The 15,426-nt window shown below is 49.4% G+C and carries 13 protein-coding genes; 7 read left to right on the top strand and 6 right to left on the bottom strand.

Annotated features, from left to right (window positions below; translation table 11 throughout):
- Window positions 1-58: 58 nt before the first annotated feature.
- From NSS83_RS09920 to NSS83_RS09910, 3 genes are read right to left on the bottom strand one after another with little or no spacing between them, the layout of a single operon-like run.
- Window positions 59-1,471 carry a class I SAM-dependent methyltransferase gene (locus tag NSS83_RS09920; RefSeq protein WP_341348151.1) on the bottom strand — a complete coding sequence of 471 codons (1,413 nt, stop codon included), beginning with the start codon at window positions 1,469-1,471 and terminating at the stop codon, window positions 59-61.
- A gap of 13 nt (window positions 1,472-1,484) precedes the next feature.
- The gene (locus NSS83_RS09915; RefSeq protein ID WP_341348150.1) at window positions 1,485-2,924 is read right to left on the bottom strand and encodes a glycosyltransferase; all 1,440 of its coding nucleotides are present in this window, start codon (window positions 2,922-2,924) and stop codon (window positions 1,485-1,487) included.
- A gap of 25 nt (window positions 2,925-2,949) precedes the next feature.
- Window positions 2,950-4,359 (bottom strand): glycosyltransferase, encoded by a 1,410-nt coding sequence (locus NSS83_RS09910; RefSeq protein WP_341348149.1) that lies wholly within the window; start codon window positions 4,357-4,359, stop codon window positions 2,950-2,952.
- Between the two features lie 431 nt (window positions 4,360-4,790).
- Between NSS83_RS09910 and NSS83_RS09905 the strand changes: the two genes are divergently transcribed.
- Genes NSS83_RS09905 through NSS83_RS09890 form a run of 4 tightly spaced genes read left to right on the top strand, consistent with a single transcriptional unit; the run spans window position 4,791 to window position 8,542 of the window.
- Entirely contained in the window at window positions 4,791-5,639 is an 849-nt protein-coding gene (locus NSS83_RS09905) for a transporter substrate-binding domain-containing protein (RefSeq protein ID WP_341348148.1), read from the top strand.
- An 18-nt stretch (window positions 5,640-5,657) separates the two neighbouring features.
- Complete coding sequence (locus NSS83_RS09900) at window positions 5,658-6,989, top strand: CapA family protein (protein WP_341348147.1); 1,332 nt, start codon at window positions 5,658-5,660, stop codon at window positions 6,987-6,989.
- Between the two features lie 42 nt (window positions 6,990-7,031).
- The gene (locus tag NSS83_RS09895; RefSeq protein ID WP_341348146.1) at window positions 7,032-7,787 is read left to right on the top strand and encodes an amino acid ABC transporter permease; all 756 of its coding nucleotides are present in this window, start codon (window positions 7,032-7,034) and stop codon (window positions 7,785-7,787) included.
- Window positions 7,787-8,542 carry an amino acid ABC transporter ATP-binding protein gene (locus tag NSS83_RS09890; RefSeq protein WP_341348145.1) on the top strand — a complete coding sequence of 252 codons (756 nt, stop codon included), beginning with the start codon at window positions 7,787-7,789 and terminating at the stop codon, window positions 8,540-8,542. Before NSS83_RS09895 ends, NSS83_RS09890 begins: the two co-directional genes overlap by 1 nt.
- Window positions 8,543-8,622: 80 nt before the next feature.
- On the opposite strand, the gene NSS83_RS09885 is transcribed toward NSS83_RS09890, so the two are convergent.
- Window positions 8,623-9,417 (bottom strand): SDR family NAD(P)-dependent oxidoreductase, encoded by a 795-nt coding sequence (locus NSS83_RS09885; RefSeq protein WP_341348144.1) that lies wholly within the window; start codon window positions 9,415-9,417, stop codon window positions 8,623-8,625.
- A 50-nt stretch (window positions 9,418-9,467) separates the two neighbouring features.
- Window positions 9,468-10,496: an AraC family transcriptional regulator ligand-binding domain-containing protein gene (locus NSS83_RS09880; RefSeq protein ID WP_341348143.1), complete on the bottom strand. Its 1,029-nt coding sequence runs from the start codon at window positions 10,494-10,496 to the stop codon at window positions 9,468-9,470.
- Window positions 10,497-10,781: 285 nt separating this feature from the next.
- Here NSS83_RS09880 and hflK point away from each other — a divergent pair, with 285 nt between their 5' ends.
- The 3 genes from hflK (at window position 10,782) to NSS83_RS09865 (ending at window position 14,503) form a co-directional block, all read left to right on the top strand.
- Window positions 10,782-11,825: an FtsH protease activity modulator HflK gene (hflK, locus tag NSS83_RS09875; RefSeq protein WP_341185240.1), complete on the top strand. Its 1,044-nt coding sequence runs from the start codon at window positions 10,782-10,784 to the stop codon at window positions 11,823-11,825.
- Complete coding sequence (locus tag NSS83_RS09870; RefSeq protein ID WP_341184610.1) at window positions 11,822-12,691, top strand: protease modulator HflC; 870 nt, start codon at window positions 11,822-11,824, stop codon at window positions 12,689-12,691. The genes hflK and NSS83_RS09870 overlap by 4 nt, the downstream gene beginning before the upstream one ends.
- Before the next feature lie 198 nt (window positions 12,692-12,889).
- A complete protein-coding gene (locus NSS83_RS09865; protein ID WP_341184611.1) occupies window positions 12,890-14,503 on the top strand; it encodes a glycosyltransferase family 2 protein in 1,614 nt (537 codons plus the stop codon).
- 83 nt (window positions 14,504-14,586) lie between these two features.
- Here NSS83_RS09865 and NSS83_RS09860 read toward each other — a convergent pair whose 3' ends face one another.
- Window positions 14,587-15,399 carry an undecaprenyl-diphosphate phosphatase gene (locus NSS83_RS09860; RefSeq protein WP_341184612.1) on the bottom strand — a complete coding sequence of 271 codons (813 nt, stop codon included), beginning with the start codon at window positions 15,397-15,399 and terminating at the stop codon, window positions 14,587-14,589.
- Window positions 15,400-15,426: the final 27 nt, after the last annotated feature.

Genomic DNA, 15,426 nt, shown 5'->3' with positions numbered 1-15,426 from the left:
TGGCAACATTACAAACAGGACCGGCCATTGGCCGATCCTGCGTTCAATCCCATCCTATTTATTCGCCGGGGAGAGCACGTTTTTTTCTGCACACAGCCACTACATACAAAGGATTCATATCTTTTACTTTTCCGAGATCCATTAGCTCATACGCATTAATAACGGGATTGTCATAAGGCGTGGTCGTAGGAGGCATCGCTCTCGCATTTCTGACAACCTGGGTCTGGAAGGCGGAATAATCCGAGACGAAGGTTTGCCCGTACAGCTCCAGAACATCATATTCCTTCAGCAGCTCCCCCACAAGCTCAACAGTCGTATACTCATATTTATGATAATGATTTCTTGGCGGGTCCACAAAATAGCCCGCAGGGTTCGCTATGCCGCGGTTAGGGGTAGAGACAATAAAGATTCCGTCATCCTTGAGAAGCCTGGCGGATTCTTTAATCCAAATGCTGCCGTCATCAATGTGCTCAATGGTCTCAAAGGAAACAACGACATCAAAGCTTTTGTCTTCAAGCTCAAGCTTATTAACATTTCCGTACGCATAATCAATTTGATCATGACCGTATGTTTTGCGCGCATTGGCCAAGCTGGCTTCATCTATATCTACACCAAGGACATGACTTGCTCCAGCCACCTGCAGCATTTTACTGCCATACCCTGCCCCGCAGGCCGCATCCAGCACCCGTTTATCGTTGACGAACTTTTGGGCTAATCTGTATCTGTTCAGGTGCTCCTCAAGCACATCTCCATGATTCTTCTTGACGGCATCGTTAATGACAACCCGTTCTCCTGTGAAAATTACATCGTTTTGTTCTGTATTCAGTATTTCGGAGTTGATATCTATGGAATCTGTGTCGTTTCCCCCCAATACTTCAGCCTCTGGGTGAGCCTTCGAAGAGGAATCTTCGCTTCTGTAGAACAACGATTCAAAATACTTTTGATTGTACACTATACTTGGATGATCGGGAAAATGTTTTTGAGCTAATTTGTGATGATGATAGGCTTTCTCATGTTCACCGAGCAATTCATAGCATACACACAATTGTAAATGGGGTAGCCAGTTTACAAAAGAGGCATCATAGTTAATGTGCCCATTTACTATCGTTTCTTTTGTAGCCATATCAAACCAAAAAATTGCTAGGTTCACTTGACCTTTCTGCATGAATGCAGCACCGATTTTGTAACAGATCACGGGGTGGGGAATTCCATAAGTAAAGGATTGGAAAGCTGCTAACAAGGCTTTATTCACATCCCCGGCAGCAACGTAACAATCCGAGAGTCTCCCGTAGGCCTCATAGGTTTCTTCATTCAACGTCTTTGCTTCCAAAAGAAACTTTTCATAAAATACAGCGGCATTCTCATAATTTTTCTGATTATATAGAAAGTTGGCGTAATTCATTAAATTGGACATCTGAGATTCCTGTGAATCTGGCTTATGGTTTGCCTGAAGTGTATCCGGTTTATGCATACTAAATCCCTCCTTAGCTTTGTGCCAGAGCTTTTATACTTGCAATTTGCAGCAGGACATCTTCGAAATAGGACTCATCTCCATAAAATTTTCTAAAGAGATCCTCAAAATCATCGGTAAAAACAGGGGCGTGATCACGCATGATTCCCCAATACCAACGGAGGATGTAATTAAAGAGAGAATTTCGTTTCTCTTCCCGGACGTCCTCTGCGGTCAAACCTTTGCCAATAAAATGACTCAAAATTGTCTGATAATTACTAAAAACGACTTCACCGAAATTGTATCCTGCAGGAGGATTCCCGGAAAAATCGAACACTCTCCGGTTAACCACGCAAAAGTGAGGATTTCTGGTTAATATCTCATATTGCATGTAAGCTTGATTCAGCGATGAATCGATATACCGGAAGGGTTCTTCGATTTGTTCAAAATCCACTCTTTTCAAAATGATGCCGGAAATAAAAGTACACATAATACCTGAGGCTCGAAGATAGGCTGGTGCGCCTTTTGCAGTATAAACCTGGCCATCATGATTATGAACATTCAAATATATAATTCCGCACTCTGTATGATTATGGATGACCTCAAGCAGGGCGGGGATGGAATGCTCCACACAATAATCATCATCGCCCTGCCATTTTAGAAACGTCCCCTTCGCTAATTGAGCTACAAGATATATATTGCGGTCCCCCCCGATATTCGAACTGTTTCTGAATGATTTCAGTCTTGGATAGCGGCTGGCATAACGTGCGATCACCTGAGGGGTGGCGTCTGTAGAGGCATTGTCACAGACAATGACTTCAACCCGGCTATCGTCCTGTAATTGGCTGAATATAGAGGAAAGGCATAGATCAAGGTTGGCTGCGCGGTTATAGGTTGGAATACAAATGGAGAGAAGCGGAGTAGCATCCGGTGAGATAGGGTGAATAATTGGTTCATGCTGCTGAATCTGTGCGGGGGACCCTCCTGCCACACAATAATCCGGAAGATCTTGTTCAACGACACTTCCCGGATAGATCACGCTATGCTTGCCTATTCGGATATTACCTGCAATAACCGTTCCCTCTCCAATTTGCGTTCCTTCCCCGATGATAACCTCTCCGGCGCCGTTCATCCATCCTTGTGCCTTTACCGGGATTCCAATCTGGCGATACTCCTGTCTGGCATCCGATATACTAACATTAGAGCCTATCGTCACATTAGATTTAATCTCAATACGGTTGATGGCATGAAGAGTGAGCCCTTGTTCACATTTGCAATCATCCCCGATAATAATTTTGGGTAGAGGCAAAGAAGCTTGTGCTTCAGGCTGTATGGAGTAATCTCCCTTAATGGTTACCCTATCACCAATCAGAATGAGTTCGGGATGCTTGAGTTGTCCGTTGGCAGCGATCTCTGTATTGTTGCCATAGTAATAGAAGCTGGATACTGTTTCAGACTCTAAGGAGTGTGACATATGAACTTCCTTTCTGAAATATGAGTTATGATTGGCGTATTGCTTCCATGATGGCTAAGCCATCCTCATAATAGGGTTCTTCGTGATAGTATTTTGTATAGATTCCTTCAAATTCATCAGTGGTCACAGTTGCTTTATTATTCCGTAGCCATGGTATGGTGTAATGATAGAGAGTTTGTCTTTTCTCTCTGGCAATATCTTCAGCAGTTAAGCCAGAGCTCAAGAAGTGGCTTAGGATAGATGGATAACCGTTGAAGAACACTTCAGCAAAACTGTATTTAGGATTGTAAGCACCGCCATAACTGAACATACTATCGTACATGATGCAGAAGTTCGGGTTATCCTTTAATATGGAATATTGCAGATATAATTGATTGAATTTAGAAGCCATAAATAGGGTGGGATTCTCGATCTTCTCCAAATCCTCACGCCTTAATACAACTGAACTGATAAACGCTCCATAAAGAGTGGTGGCGGCCAGGAAATTGCTAATCCCAGAGTCTAAGCGGGGAGGCCCATTTCCGTTTATTATACTAATATGAATGACTCCGCATTCCGGATGACTGTCCAGTACATGAAGGAGGGGCATGATCTTGCCGGGGAGAAAATAATCATCATCTCCATGCATTTTCACAAATTTTCCTCTTCCCAATGTTGTAACAAAATAAATATTAGGGTCTGCACCAACATTAGTGTCATTTCGAACTGCTCTCATATTGGAGTAAAGGGACATATACTTGTCTATGACATCTGGTGTGGCATCTGTAGAGGCATTATCGGATACCACTACTTCGATCAGTTCGTTATTCCCGATCTGTGAGTAAATTGAATGAAGGCAGGTGTCCAGATAAGGCGCACGGTTGTAAGTCGGGATGCAGATAGATAACAGGGGGAGACGGCTTCGGGCAGTAAGAACGGCCTGGGCTTGGTCATGATCAGACACATCCACCCAACTGCCGGAGGCAGTCTCATAGACCTGCACAATCGATGCGGGATTACCTGAAACCACGCAGTAGTCGGGAACATTGTCCAAGACCGTACTGTTTGCCTTAACTACGCTCCCAGCTCCAATACGTATATTCCCTGACAGGCGGCAATTTGCTCCGATCCAGGAGCCTTCGCCAATGGCGATTTCACCTTCCATTTGAACATTGGAATAGATAAGAACATTTGGCTCTAAGATAATCTTGGGGGATGCTGTGATCTGTACCCCTCTGTTGATCTGACATCCGTCTCCTATACAGATAACTGGACCCTCATGAGGAAGCTGTTGGTCTATGGCTGCTGTCTTGATATAGTGCGGAGCTTCAACAGAAACATTATTGCCTATAGATATTAGCTCTGGAGACTCAATTACGCCCCCTTGCCCGATGTAAGTGTTGCTTCCAAGCTGAGCAAATCGCTCAGCGAATTCAAGCGGTATATTTAAGGTCAAGGCAGATTCTCCTTCCATCCTTCAGGTCTGGCTTCGTACCCGTTAAGCTGTCTTTTAATGCATATGGGGCCGATTCCTAAAGTATGATGAGTGTACCGAAAAATACCGGATTTGCTGGACGTTGTGGATGTTTTAAACGCGAGCAGTCAGCTAACTATCCGAATAGAAAGAGGCGATACGCATGACTACTACGTGTTTCATTTGTGAGAAACATCTGGGGAATACTCCCCAGCCGCCTGGGGGATACATATATTATGCTGGAGGCTTAGCCTCCAATCGACTTTATTCGCCACCATTCGTCAAATCCTTTACCCGTTCACCTTGACACCGTGTATACCCCGTGACATAATAATTCCAGACTAAATGACTATGATAAGTTGGACATCGTAGACAACAAGAGAGATCTTTTACTAGACGAGGGGGAAGTTATAATGAAGAAGAAATTTGTGCCAGGCGTTCTGATGGTGTTGCTCGGGTTGGTCATTGCAGGCTGCGGTAATGGAACTAAGAATGACGCAGGCTCCGCAGAGACAAACGGCGCGGGAGCCGGTACGAAGACCATCGTTGCGGCAACGAGCGGGGTAAGTAACCCTTTTAGCTACGAGAAGGACGGACAGTTGACAGGTTACGATGTGGAAGTAATGAAGGCGATCTTCAAGGACCTTCCGGAATATAAGATAGAGGTTCAGGCGATTGAATTCGAAGGGATTCTGACTGGCCTGGATAATGGCCGTTTCCAGCTGGGGGCGAACAATTTCAGCTCCAACCCCGAGAGACGCGGCAAATACAATTTCTCTCTCCCGATTATCGAGAATGCGAATGTATTCGTAGTCCGCAAGGACGATAACACCCTTAAGGCAATAGAAGACCTGAAGGGCTATAAAGCCGTAACAGAAGTAGGCAACTCCGGTGCCACACTGCTGGAGAATTATAATGAAGCGAACCCGGATGCCAAAGCAGAGATTATCTACACCGACGAGAATTTCGTGAAGCAGTTCGAAGGTATTGAAGCCGGCAAGTACGATGTGCGCATCATTTCCCGTGTCTCTGCCGAGAAGGCCATCAAGGAGCATGGCTTCACCAACCTGAAGGTCGTTGCGTTCTCTACAGAGAACAGTGATCCAGGATCTTATATCCTGCTCTCCAAGTCCGCGGACAGCACCCTGCTGGATACCGTCAATAAGAGAATTAAGGAAATGTATGCGGACGGCACCCTGCTGAAAATTAGCCAAGAGCAGCTTGGCGGCGACTATTTGCCTAAAAAAGAGCTAATGGAGTAACCGAAGGAAGGTGATCGCATGAAATTTCTAGTCTCGGGAGATGCCCTATTCTCCAGCAGTAATTTAGATAAGACGATGGATCCGGAGCTGCTTGCTTTGCTGCAAGGGGCCGATGAAGCTTTTACCAATGCAGAGTTCGTGACCCCGCGCCTGAATACCGCTCCGGCGGCAGGCCGCGGCTACCAGACCAGTGTGCGCCCCAAGGCGCTGGATGAATTCGGGAAGCTCAATATCCGTTATGTGAGCTTTGCGAATAATCACACGGGAGACTACGGGACCCAGGGTCTTGTGGATACGATCGAAGAGGCGGAAGCCCGCAGTCTGACCCCGCTTGGAGTGGGCATGAGCCTGCATGAAGCGCGTAAACCGGTGTTCGTGGATACGGCAGATGGCCGGATCGCCATCATCACTATCGATGTGACGAGAAGCGAAGTATTCGCTGCCTCGAATCCGGGGAACGGCGTTCCAGCCCGTCCGGGGGTCAACCCGCTCCGCTGGTCGCGTACGTATGTCGTGAATGATCAGGACTTCAGCACCTTGAAGGAGATCAGTGAACGCATCGGCATCGCTTCCAGCATGGAGGAAGGCAAGCGGATTGAGACCTTCAAGAGCAAATCGGAGAATTACTATGAATTCGGTTCATTTTTCGAAGGCTATTTAACCTTTGAAAAGGGAGAACAGTCCCGTGTCAAAACGGTAGCGCATGAGCAGGATCAGCAGGAAATCTACCGCAGCATCCAGGATGCTGCGGAGCGCAGTGATTATGTTTTTGTCAGCCTGCACACGCATGAAGGGGAGAATGAGAACTGGTACTCCGATTATCCCGCAGAGTTCATTGAGACCTTCGCGCGGGGGGCGGTGGATGCCGGGGCGAGCTGTGTCTTCGGACATGGTGCCCACTTCACCAGAGGGGTGGAGCTGTATAAGGGCCAGCCTATTTTTTATAACATAGGCAGTCTGTTCATGGAGTTCGAGGCCGGAGAGTCGATTGTATCTCCCGAGATGTTCACCGCCTACGGGTATGCCGAGAATGAAGCTCCATCTACCCTGCATAAGAACAGAACCAAGGACAGCGAAGGGAACTGGCAGGGGTTCTACAGCGACCGCAAGTTCTCCGAGAACTTCCTGGTTATGTTCGATCTTAGTGTGGAGGACAAGCGGTTCGGCTATGAGCTGATTCCGATTGATCTTAGACTCACTCATGAGACGGTGACGAAGCGCGGGCTTCCGGTCCTGGCTTCAGATGAAGCTGCGGCTTCCCTGGTGGAGCGGCTTAATGCGGTAAGCAACGAACGGTATCATACTGAAATTATCTATGAGGGCAGACGGTTGACTGTCAGACCGTGTTAGAGCGTCGCCCTGTAAATTGAACGTGGAAGGAAGTAAGTCTGCATGGGAGAGATTTTTGATATTCACGCGGTGTTCTCAGCGATTCCTCGCCTGTTAGAGGTCCTTCCTGTGAGTCTGCAGATTACGGTCATCTCGATGATCGTTGGCCTTGTGTTTGCTCTGTTGTTCGCCATTATCCGTATGCGCCGGATTCCCGTGCTAAGCCAGCTAGTCACAGTCTTCATCTCGTTCATCCGGGGAACGCCGATCATTGTGCAGCTGTATCTGACCTATAACGGAATTCCGTTGTTACTCAAATTCATTAATCAGCAGTACGGGACGGATTATAATATCAATGCCATTCCGGCGATGATCTTCGTACTGGTCACCTTCGCATTCAATGAAGCGGCGTACAACTCGGAGACGATCCGTGCTGCGCTGCAATCGGTCAACAAGGGCCAGATTGAGGCCGCTGAATCCCTGGGGATGACGTATCTTCAGGTGCTCAGAAGGGTCATCGTTCCGCAGGCGCTGGTGGTGGCGATACCGCCGCTGGGCAATGCCCTGATCGGACTGCTCAAGGGGACCTCCCTGGCCTTCGTTGCGGGTGTGATCGAAATGACAGCCAAGGGTAAAATCATCTCCGGCAGCAACTTCCGCTTCTTCGAGGTGTATCTTGCGCTGGCGATCATCTACTGGGTCATGACGATTCTGATTGAGCAGCTTCTGAGATTCCTGGAGAAAAGATTCTCCATTCCGGACTCCGCTGCCGGGGCCATGAACCGCGGCTGGTTCTCTTGGGGAAGGAGAGAGATCTGATGATTAAGGTAAGCCATTTATCCAAGTCCTTTCACGGCAATCTGATTCTGGATGATCTGTCGGTGGAGATTGAGAAGGGCGATGTCGTAGCCTTGATCGGTTCGTCCGGTGCAGGTAAGTCCACCTTCCTGCGTGCGCTCAACTGCCTGGAGCAGGCGGATCAGGGGATGCTTGATCTCGAAGGCTTCAAGGTCGATTTCAGCACGATCACGAACAAGCAGCGGCTGGAGCTGCGGAAGCAGACGGCGATGGTCTTCCAGCAATTTAATCTGTTCCAGCACCGGACGGCGCTGGATAATGTGAAGGAAGGCCTGAAAATTGTGAAGCGGATGAACGACCGCGAGGCTGCACAGATTGCACAGGAGCAGCTGGAGCAAGTAGGTCTTGCGGACCGGGCGCATTATTATCCGAAGCATCTGTCCGGCGGCCAGCAGCAGCGGGTCGGCATTGCCCGCGCCCTGGCGATGAATCCGAAGCTGCTGCTCCTGGACGAGCCCACCTCGGCGCTTGACCCTGAGCTGGTCGGCGAGGTGCTGCAGACGATCAAGAAGACCGCCGCCACAGGTCAGACGATGATTCTCGTCTCGCATGAGATGAGCTTCGTCTATGAGGTGGCCAACAAGGTGCTTTTCTTGGACAAAGGAAAAATCGTGGAGGAAGGGACGCCGGACCAGGTGTTCAACCATCCGAAGTCCGAGCGGGCCAAGGAGTTTCTGCATAATTATTTCCGCAACAAATCTGGAAAGTCAGATTAGTTCCATAATCAAAACCCCCGGAAGCGTTCGCTTCCGGGGGTTTTTCATTGGGGATGATTTCAGCCGATGCCTCAAAAATACTAATATAGGGTCGGTACCATTCCTCCGTCCATGCGGATGGGAGAGCCCTTGAACGCTGAGGCCATCGGGCTGCAGAGGAAAGCGGCCAGGCATCCGATCTCGGAAGGTCTGATAAAACGCTCAATTTCGGATTGGGGCAAATTCTTCGCCATAAAGTCCTTTTCTTTAGCCTCGAATGTCATTTCTTCGTCCGGATAAATGCTCCCGATAATCTGTTGCACGTTCTCGGAGAGGGTCGGACCCGGCAGGATCGTGTTGACGGTAACCTCGGTGCCGCGGGTCAGCTTGGACAAGCTCTTGGATAACGACAGCAGCATGGATTTGGTCACAGCATACTGAGGCATCTGTCCGGAAGGCATAACGGCTTCCTCGCTAGCGATAAAGATGACGCGGCCGTATCCGCGGCTCAGCATTGAGGGCAGATAGAACTTGGTAAGGCTGTTGGCGGCGAGCACATTCGTGCGGATATATTTCTCCCATACGGCATCGTCTGCGTCGTCATAAGACATAATCTCATAGATGCCCATGTTGTTGACGAGAATATCGATGTGAGGGAATTTCGCGAATAGAGCTTCTCTCTGCTGCGAATCGGTGAGATCGGCCGCAGCATGCTGAGGACGGGTCTGCGGGAATTTTGCCTGGAGCTCTGCGGCAGTGCGCGTAGCGTCATCGTTGTTCCTGCCATTTATGAGTACATGAGCGCCTTCTCTGGCAAGCTCAATAGCTATCGCTTTACCGATCCCCTTGGTAGAACCTGTTACTAATGCTGTCTTATTCTTCAATCCCATATCCATCTGTCTGCACTCCTTGTATTTAAGATAGGGATAATATTATCTCATTTCGCCTAATCGGTAACTAGCGGGGGACGCCGATATTCTTGCGCGGTGCGCCAATTGGCAGGTGTCTCCCCTTCCCATGAGCGGAACGCACGATAGAATGAATTCTGGTCCTCGTAGCCTACAAGGAAGGCGACCTCTTTGATCTCTAGCGACATGTCTGCCAGATAGACAAGCGCTTGCTCGTGCCGGGTCTGCGATATCAGTTGTGTAAAGCTTGCCCCTTCGTCTGTCAGCCGGCGCTGCAGCGTGCGGCCGCTCATCCCCAGCTCACCGGCAACGGTATGAATGTCAATTCGTCCTCGCGTCAGGCAACGCGACAGAATCCATTTGACATGGTCGATCATCGTGCGCCTGCCGTTATGTTCATCCAGCGAACGATCCAAGGCGGGAGTCAGGATGTCGAGAAGTTCTTCGTTGTACGATACGAAGGGACGATTCAAATCGTCCCGGTTCAATGTTAGCCGGTTGCGGTCCGTTCCCGTCTTCACCCGGCAGCCGAAATAATCCTCAAGAGCCTGAACGTCGCCTATGGGATGGACGAATTCGACGGAACAAGCGCTCAGGTAATGCCCGGTTCCCCGGCGCCCAAGCTCAAGCAGATAGGCGAGCGTGATGCCGACAAGCACCGGAGGTCCGGGTTGTTCCGAATGCTGCCACTCTAATTCAATCAAGCACTGACTGCCTTCTTCCCGAATGCGCAAGCTTTCTGGAGGGCACATCTGCTTATAGCGCACCATCCGGTTCAGTGCATCCCGGAAGTCGAGAGCGTGAAAGGTCGCCAAGACGGCTGGCGGATAGTGTGCTGTCTCGTACGAGGTCGCTAGCTTGACTATTCCCGCAGCTACGTCCACGGATAATTCGGAATAAGCTTGCCAGATGGCATAATATTGAGCGGTTGAGACGTCCGGTCCGTTAATTACGGTCATTGGTAGACCAGCTTGGCGCGCAACGTCAATGGGTTCTATCCCGATTCCACTCAGACTCGTCCAGAAGCCTGGAGCGATTTTGATTCGATTTGCAATACGGGCGTTCATGGCTGCCGACCTCCTGGGACATTATCTAATTGCAAAGGGTCTACGGAGCCCGTGGTCCCTTGATTCTTCTGATTATAGTCTAACCATAGAGCAGCGTCATCTGTTCAATCACTTCACGCGAGACCGTGAACAATATTCTAGGGTCATGCAAACCCGCGAGAATCGCAGCAATATTCAGCTACCTTCATTAAAGTCGCAATTTTTGCGACTTTTTTGTTTTGTATCCGTATATATACCTTTAATACGACTAAAATACGCCAAAAGGAGCGATGCATCTTGAATTTCATGAACCAGAATGGCGATAATATCCCAGGGTTCAAGCTGCCGAAGTTGAAGCCGGGTATGTACAAGAGGATAGGAGTGGGGGTAGCCGCAGCAGCTGTGCTGCTGTATATCGGCGCTACCTCATTCTATACGGTGCAGGAGCAGGAACGTGCGGCTATTCTGACCTTCGGCAAGTATACGAGTGAGAGCTCAGCCGGGCTACATTTTAAATGGCCCTATCCCATCCAGGATGTAATTACCGTGCCTGCCGAGCTGACCCAGCGGATTCATATCGGGTACCGCCAGGAAGCTGGAGGATCTGTGCCCGTGGATGAAGAAGCCATGATGATTACAGGTGATGAGAACATCGTTTCTGCCGACGCTGTAGTCCAGTGGAAGATCAGCAATATCCGTGATTATCTGTATAACATTGATGACCCTGAGCAATTCTTGCGCAACTCGGCCAGCTCCTCGATCCGTGCGGTCATTGGTTCCGAGAAGCTGGACTATGCGATTACCGACGGAAAGACGGTCATTCAGGATAAGGTCCGTGTGCTGCTGGTGGATCTGCAGAAGAAATACAACACCGGCATTCAGATCATCGATATCAAGTTCCAGGATATTGAGCCGCCAAGCGGTCAGGTGGAGGAAGCTTTCCGCGAGGTGACGAACGCCCGTGAAGAGAAGAATACGAAGATCAACAACGCTAAGAAGTATGAGAACGATATCATTCCGAAGGCGCGCGGTGAAGCGCAGGCCCTGCTGGAGCGGGCCGAAGGCGAGAAGAAGTCGCGTATCCTGAATGCGCAGGGGGATGTGGCGCGGTTTAATGCGATTTTTGCCGAATATGCGAATAATAAGAGTGTCACCGAGAGCCGGCTGGTTCTGGAGACCCTGGAGACGATTCTGCCTAACGCCAAGATCTTCATTACCAACTCGAACAGTGATACGGTGAACTATCTGCCGCTGAATGAGCTGATGCGCAGTTCCAAGGAGAACACCTCAGCTCCAGCCGCGACGAATCCGCCTGCCTCACCCGCACCGCAAGGAGGAGATGCCAAGTGAAAAGAAACCCGATCATCCTATTAATTTCCTCTATCGTCCTGATTATTCTGCTGGCCGGCTCTATGTATATTGTGAAGGAAGGGGAATATAAGGTTGTCCTGCGTTTCGGTGAAGCGATGCGTGCGGTGGAGGAGCCGGGGCTGAAGTTCAAGCTGCCTTTTGTCGAGAATGTCTCGGAGCTGCCCAAGTATCAGATGACGTACGAGAGCTCGCCGACCAGCATTCTGACCAAGGACCAGAAGCCGATTGTGGTCGATAATTATACCGTCTGGAGAATCACCAACGCCTCGCAGTTCCTGAGAACCGTTCAATCGGTCAGCGGCGGGGTCCAGCGTATCGATGAAGCCGTCTATAACTCGGTGCGACGCAAGCTGTCGGAGATCAATTATGAGAATATCATCAGTGAGGATACCGGCCGGGGTAATATTAACGATGAGATTACCAAGGATGTAAGTGACGCGTTGTCCCGTGATAACTACGGCATTGAAGTCATTGACGTACGGATCAAGCGTACCGACCTGCCGGAAGAGAACAAGCAGAGCGTGTACAACCGGATGATCTCGGACCGCCAGTCTATTGCTGCGCGTTACCTGTCTGAAGGGGATGAGGAGTCCAAGAAAATCACCTCCAAGGCGGACCGCGCCTCCCGGGAGCTGATGGCCCAGGCGGAAGCCGACTCTAAGAAGATTATCGCCGAAGGCGAAGGGGAAGCCGCCAAAATCTACAACCTGGCCTATGGCAAATCTCCTGAGTTCTATAGCTTCTACCGCACATTGCAGAGTTATGTGACCACGCTGAAGAATGAGCCGGTCATCATGATCCCGATCGATTCGCCGTATGCGAAGATACTGATGGGCACTAAATAATAGGCTTAACGGAGAACACCCCTTAGGATCAATTGATTCTAAGGGGTGTTTTTGTCGTGTTACCCGGCTGCTCTGAAGGTTGTTTTTAAGGAAAATAGGCTTATCTAGATACTTCACTTAATACATTAAGTTATATCAATTATTTTCAAATCTAAGGGGTGTTCTATTAATGTTGCTATTATTCTGGGGTGAGCCTAAATGAATCAGAAGATAAAACGGGTCTTGCTGGGCAGTCCGATCCATCAAAAACCGGAAATTTTGCAGCATTTTCTGAATTCTTTGCAGCGCCTGAACCTTAACAATATTGAATTGCATTACTATCTGATTGATGATAATCGGGATGAAGCCTCCAGTGAACTTCTGCAGCAGTTCGCCCAAAGCGGGAGAACAGTCATTCTGGAATCCTCTGGCTACCATGATGACTATATACGCGATGACAATGCCCATGCCTGGCGTATTAGCCTTGTCTGGAAGGTGGCCGAGTTCAAAAATCAGATGATCCGGCATGCGGAAGCTTTCGGCTATGATTATCTGTTTCTGATTGATTCCGATCTCATTCTTCATCCGAGTACACTGGAGCAGTTGCTTAGTTCAGGCAAGGACATTATCTCTGAAGTGTTCTGGACCCAATGGGAGCCGGGCAAATTGTCCCAGCCGCAGGTATGGATGCATGATGAGTATAACCAATGGGAAGCGTTACCGGGAGAAAAACTCTCACCTGAAGAGATCAAGCGCCGCCTTCATACATTTCTGCTGAAGATGGAGGAACCGGGAATTTATGAAGTCGGCGGACTTGGCGCCTGCACCTTAATCAGCATCCAGGCCATCAAGTCTGGTGTTAGTTACAAGAAAATCCGTAATCTCTCGTATTGGGGAGAGGATCGCCATTTCTGTATCCGTGCAGCGGCACTTGATATTCCTCTCTTCGTAGATACCCATTATCCGGCTTTGCATATATACAGAGACAGTGATCTTGATAAAGTTGAGGAGTTCGTACGGCAGTCAACGGCAATGCCTGAGACGGAGCCAAGTGAGCATATTGGGAAAAGGAATGATGGAGAGCCAGAGCGGAGCGATGCGGAACATGTTGTCACCCCGGCAGCGGCCTCGCGCCGGCCCAAGCTGACTCTAACGATGATAGTTAAGAATGAAGCCACAAGGTTCCTGCGGCAGATTCTGGAGGAGCACCGCAAATATATCGACGAGGCCGTTATTATCGATGATGGCAGCACAGATGACACAGCGGAATTAGTCAAGGAGGTTCTTAAGGGAATTCCGCTTAAGCTGATTCATAATCCGGTCTCCCGCTTCAACAATGAATCCGAGCTGCGTAAACAGCAGTGGGAGGCGGTGGTTGCGACTGGGCCGGAATGGATTCTTAATCTGGATGGGGATGAGATATTTGAACCCGGCTTTGCCGAAGAAGTGGACTCCTTGCTGAGAACGGAGAACTGCGACCTATTCTGCTTCCGCCTTTACGATTTCTGGGATGACAACCATTACCGCGAGGATAAGTACTGGCGGGCCCACCTGAGATACCGGCCGTTCCTGGTCCGCTACCGCAAAGACTTCACCTACCTCTGGAATAATCTCCCGCAACACTCCGGGCGGCTGCCAGAGAATATTTGGGAATTGCCCCATCAGCTGAGCAACCTGCGCCTGAAGCATCTTGGCTGGTCAAAGCTGGAATTCCGGCTGGAGAAGTATATACGGTATATGCAACTGGACCCGGACGGCAAGTACGGCTGGAAGGAGCAATATCAGTCCATTCTTGATGAACATCCCATTCTGTTGCCTTGGAGCAAACAGTAAGGGAATCCGTTAAATGAGAAGGGGAGATGAAGGAGCAGGGAGGCGGTACCTTCCAGCTCCTTCATCTCCCCGGCATGTTCCTGTTACAAGAAGATCAGCAGCAGCGTACCAACCACGAAGCAATAGTATGAAAAGTAGATCAGATTGCCCTTCGCCATAATACCGATGAACCAGCGCATGGCGAAGTAAGTGGCGACCAGCGTGGTGAGGAAGGCGATCAGGTAAGGCATCGCCAGCGCTGAACGGTTCGGATCATTCGCGATATCGGATGCGCCGAGAATCAGGCCTCCGATACTGATGGGAATGTACAGCATGAAGGAGAATTTGAGTGCGGTCTCCTGCTTCATCCCGACGGCAATCGAGGCAATCACGGTTGAGCCGGAACGGCTGATCCCGGGAATCAGTGCTACGGCCTGAGCCAGCCCGACGATAATGGCATCCTTCATTTTGAGGTTGCCGTCTCTTTTCTGGCCGCGCAGATTGCGGATCAGCCAGAGGGCAACCCCTGTAACAAGTAAGCTGATGGATACGGTATGTACAGAGGTGAAGACGCGTTCGATCGTATCCTTGAAGAATACGGCAGCAACCGCTGCAGGGATTGTGCCGATAACGATGTAGATGCAGAACATGAATTCGGACCGGTACTTCGTATCGCGCGTCTTCAGATAACGGAAGAACCCTGTGATTAAGTCCATGATATCTTTGCGGAAAATAAAACAGATGGCGATCAATGAGGCCGTATTGGTTAAGATTTCAAAAGAGAGTCCATTCTGCTTCACGCCAAGCAGCCGCTGGGCAATGATTAAATGCCCGCTGGAGGAGACGGGAATCGGTTCCGTCACCCCCTGTACGAGGCCTAACAGTAAGTATTTTAGCCAATTGTACCAGTTTTCCATGATTTCCTCCTGAATTTGAACTGCAAA

Source organism: Paenibacillus sp. FSL H3-0469 (assembly GCF_038051945.1).
GTDB lineage: Bacteria > Bacillota > Bacilli > Paenibacillales > Paenibacillaceae > Paenibacillus_AQ.
This window is presented reverse-complemented; position numbering and strand designations above follow the sequence as displayed.

Coding starts and splice junctions, on each gene's coding strand:
- hflK (WP_341185240.1), top strand. CDS start 10,782: ATGAACCAGAATGGCGATAATATCCCAGGGTTCAAGCTGCCGAAGTTG.
- NSS83_RS09900 (WP_341348147.1), top strand. CDS start 5,658: ATGAAATTTCTAGTCTCGGGAGATGCCCTATTCTCCAGCAGTAATTTA.
- NSS83_RS09905 (WP_341348148.1), top strand. CDS start 4,791: ATGAAGAAGAAATTTGTGCCAGGCGTTCTGATGGTGTTGCTCGGGTTG.
- NSS83_RS09920 (WP_341348151.1), bottom strand. CDS start 1,471: ATGCATAAACCGGATACACTTCAGGCAAACCATAAGCCAGATTCACAG.
- NSS83_RS09885 (WP_341348144.1), bottom strand. CDS start 9,417: ATGGATATGGGATTGAAGAATAAGACAGCATTAGTAACAGGTTCTACC.
- NSS83_RS09860 (WP_341184612.1), bottom strand. CDS start 15,399: ATGGAAAACTGGTACAATTGGCTAAAATACTTACTGTTAGGCCTCGTA.
- NSS83_RS09865 (WP_341184611.1), top strand. CDS start 12,890: ATGAATCAGAAGATAAAACGGGTCTTGCTGGGCAGTCCGATCCATCAA.
- NSS83_RS09880 (WP_341348143.1), bottom strand. CDS start 10,496: ATGAACGCCCGTATTGCAAATCGAATCAAAATCGCTCCAGGCTTCTGG.
- NSS83_RS09915 (WP_341348150.1), bottom strand. CDS start 2,924: ATGTCACACTCCTTAGAGTCTGAAACAGTATCCAGCTTCTATTACTAT.
- NSS83_RS09890 (WP_341348145.1), top strand. CDS start 7,787: ATGATTAAGGTAAGCCATTTATCCAAGTCCTTTCACGGCAATCTGATT.
- NSS83_RS09895 (WP_341348146.1), top strand. CDS start 7,032: ATGGGAGAGATTTTTGATATTCACGCGGTGTTCTCAGCGATTCCTCGC.